The organism is Arthrobacter sp. 2YAF22_2 (assembly GCF_052114645.1).
Classification (GTDB): Bacteria; Actinomycetota; Actinomycetes; order Actinomycetales; family Micrococcaceae; genus Arthrobacter.
On sequence record NZ_JBFRFD010000451.1, the window covers coordinates 1 to 3,030 of the forward strand.

General features: G+C 65.0%; 2 protein-coding genes. One reads left to right on the plus strand and one right to left on the minus strand.

What is annotated here, in order from left to right; all coding sequences use genetic code 11:
* Nucleotides 1-129 precede the first annotated feature (129 nt).
* The gene (locus AB4Y86_RS15675) at nucleotides 130-588 is read left to right on the plus strand and encodes a flavin reductase family protein (protein WP_441403113.1); all 459 of its coding nucleotides are present in this window, start codon (nucleotides 130-132) and stop codon (nucleotides 586-588) included.
* Nucleotides 589-625: 37 nt separating this feature from the next.
* On the opposite strand, the gene dnaE is transcribed toward AB4Y86_RS15675, so the two are convergent.
* A partial coding sequence (gene dnaE, locus AB4Y86_RS15680; RefSeq protein ID WP_441403112.1) for a DNA polymerase III subunit alpha occupies nucleotides 626-3,030 on the minus strand: 2,405 nt, incomplete at its 5' end.

Below are 3,030 nucleotides of genomic sequence, written 5' to 3' on the forward strand. Positions count from 1 at the left end.
GGATAGTGCCGGCCGAATGCCGCTGGCGGGGCTTCGCCGGAATACGCTGGCAGGAAGTACCAGTCGCACGAACAACAGGGAGATGAACCAGTGGCAGCCGAAGAAGCCTTCGAAGGAACGTTCAGGGAGATGTTCCGCCGGCACGCCGCCGGCGTCGCCATTATCACGGCGAACTACGACGGCGTCCCCTATGGTTTCACCGCCACCTCGGTGGCGTCCCTTTCGGCCAAGCCGCCGCGCTTCACGTTCAACATGGCCCGCACCTCCAGCTCCTGGCCCGCGGTGGCCAACTCGGCGTACATCGGGGTGCACATGCTCGGGCTGGAGAACCAGGGCCTCGCGGACCGGTTCGCCCGCACCCGCGACCGGTTCGGGGGCGACCACTGGGAGCTCGGCCCGCATGAGGTGCCGATCCTCAAGGACGTCTCCGGCTGGCTGATCGGCAAAATCCAGATGCGGCTCTCCTTCGAGAACAACGCCGTGGTGGTCGTCGAGGTGGTCGACGGCGCAATCGGCGGCGACGGCGTGCCGTTGCTGTACCACGGGGGCAGCTACAGCCAGCCGGCGCCGCTCGACTACGAAATCTAGGCCGGCGCAGACCCGGATAAGCCGGCCGGCCTGCCCATCAGCTGTCCAGGCAGGTGGGGCCGAGCAGCACTTTGAGGTCGCCAAACAGGGACGGGCTGGGGTTGACGCGCAGATGCACGGGCAGCCCCATCACCTCCACCCGGGAATCACCGTGCAGGTGCAGCCGCACCTCCGACCTGCCGCGGTGGGTCTTGAGCACCTCACCGAGTTCGTTCACCACGGCTTCGGTGGCTTTGTGCGTCGGCATGGTGATCACCAGCGGCCCGTCGAGGCCTTCGCTGAGGTCCGGTACCGAGAGTTCCATGCAGTTGACGGCCACCGCGCCGTCGTCCCGGCGCTGCAGCCGGCCCTTGATGACGACGATCAGGTCTTCGGCCAGCACCGAGGCGATCGGTCCGTAGACCTGGCCGAAGAACATCACTTCCACCGAGCCCCCGAGGTCCTCGATCTCGGCGCGCGCGTAGGCGTTGCCGCTGGCCTTGGCGATCCGCCGGCTCAGTGAGGTGATCATCCCCGCGATGGTGATGATGGCGCCGTCGTGCGGGCCGTCCTCGGCGATCACGGAGGTGATGGACTGGTCCGCGTGCTGGGACAGCAGCCCCTCCAGGCCCTGCAGCGGGTGGTCCGAGACATAGAGTCCCAGCATGTCGCGTTCGAAGGACAGCTTGTCCTTCTTTTCCCATTCGGGCAGCTCGGGGATCTCGATGCTTAGCGAGGACTCCGACTCGGTGGAATCGATGCCGGCGAACAGGTCGAACTGTCCGATCGCCTCGTTGCGTTTGAGCGTGATGACCGAGTCGATGGCCTCCTCGTGGATCATGGCCAGGGCCCGGCGGTGGTGTCCGAGCGAGTCGAACGCGCCGGCCTTGATCAGCGATTCGATGGTCCGCTTGTTGCAGACGACCGCGGGGACCTTCATCAGGTAGTCCTTGAAGGAGGTGTACGCGCCTTCGCTTTCGCGTGCGGCCACCATCGCGTCGACGACGTTGACGCCGACGTTGCGGATGGCGCCCATGCCGAAGCGGATGTCGTTGCCGACCGGGGTGAAGTTGAGAGCAGACTCGTTGACGTCCGGCGGAAGCACCGTGATGCCCATCCGCCGGCACTCGTTGAGGTAGATCGCGGACTTGTCTTTGTCGTCTCCGACCGAGGTCAACAGGGCGGCCATGTACTCCGGCGCGTAGTGCGCCTTCAGGTAGGCGGTCCAGTACGAAATCACACCGTACGCAGCCGAGTGCGCCTTGTTGAAGGCATAGTCGGAGAAGGGCAGCAGGATGTCCCAGAGCGTCTTGACCGCTTCCATGGAGTAGCCGTTGTCCTGCATGCCCTGGGAGAAGCCGGCAAACTGTTTGTCCAGCTCGGACTTCTTCTTCTTGCCCATGGCCCGTCGCAGGATGTCGGCCTGGCCCAAGGAGTAGCCGGCGAGCTTCTGCGCCACCGCCATGACCTGCTCCTGGTACACGATCAGGCCGTAGGTCCCGCCCAGGATCTCCTTCAGGGGTTCCTCGAGCTCGGGGTGGATCGGGATGACTTCCTGGATCTTGTTCTTGCGCAGGGCGTAGTCGGTGTGGGCGTTGGCGCCCATCGGGCCCGGCCGGTACAGGGCCAGCACGGCGGAGATATCTTCGAAGTTGTCCGGCTTCATCAGCTTGAGCAGCGAACGCATCGGACCGCCGTCGAGCTGGAACACGCCCAGGGTGTCGCCCCGGGCCAGCAGTTCGTACGAGGCGGCGTCGTCGAGGGCCAGGGCCTCCAGGTCCAGGTCCACGCCCCGGTTCATCTTAATGTTTTCCAGCGCGTCGGAAATGATCGTCAGGTTCCGCAGGCCGAGGAAGTCCATCTTGATCAGGCCGAGGCCCTCGGAGGTCGGGTAGTCGAACTGCGTGATGACCTGGCCGTCCTGGAAACGGCGCATGACCGGGATGACATCGATGATCGGGTCCGAGGACATGATGACACCGGCGGCGTGGACGCCCCACTGCCGTTTCAGGCCTTCGATGCCGAGGGCGGTCTCGAAGACTTTGGCCGCCTCCGGGTCCGTGGCGATCAGTTGCCGGAAGTCCGCAGCCTCGCTGTAGCGCTTGGAGTCCTTGTTCTGGATGTCCGCCAGTGGGATGTCCTTGGCCATCACGGCCGGCGGCAGCGCCTTGGTGAGCTGTTCGCCCATGCTGAACGGATAGCCCAGCACGCGCGAGGAGTCCTTGAGCGCCTGCTTGGTCTTGATGGTGCCGTAGGTGACGATCATGGCGACGCGCTCGTCGCCGTACTTGCGCGTCACGTAGTCGATCACTTCGGAGCGTCGCCGGTCATCGAAGTCGACGTCGAAGTCAGGCATGGAAACGCGGTCCGGGTTCAGGAAGCGTTCGAAGATCAGGCCGTGGTGCAGCGGGTCCAGGTCGGTGATGCGCATCGCATACGCGACCATGGAACCGGCGCCGGAGC

What these genes read in the sequence shown, in the direction of transcription:
- AB4Y86_RS15675 (WP_441403113.1), top strand. Translation starts at nt 130, where the DNA reads ATGTTCCGCCGGCACGCCGCCGGCGTCGCCATTATCACGGCGAACTAC.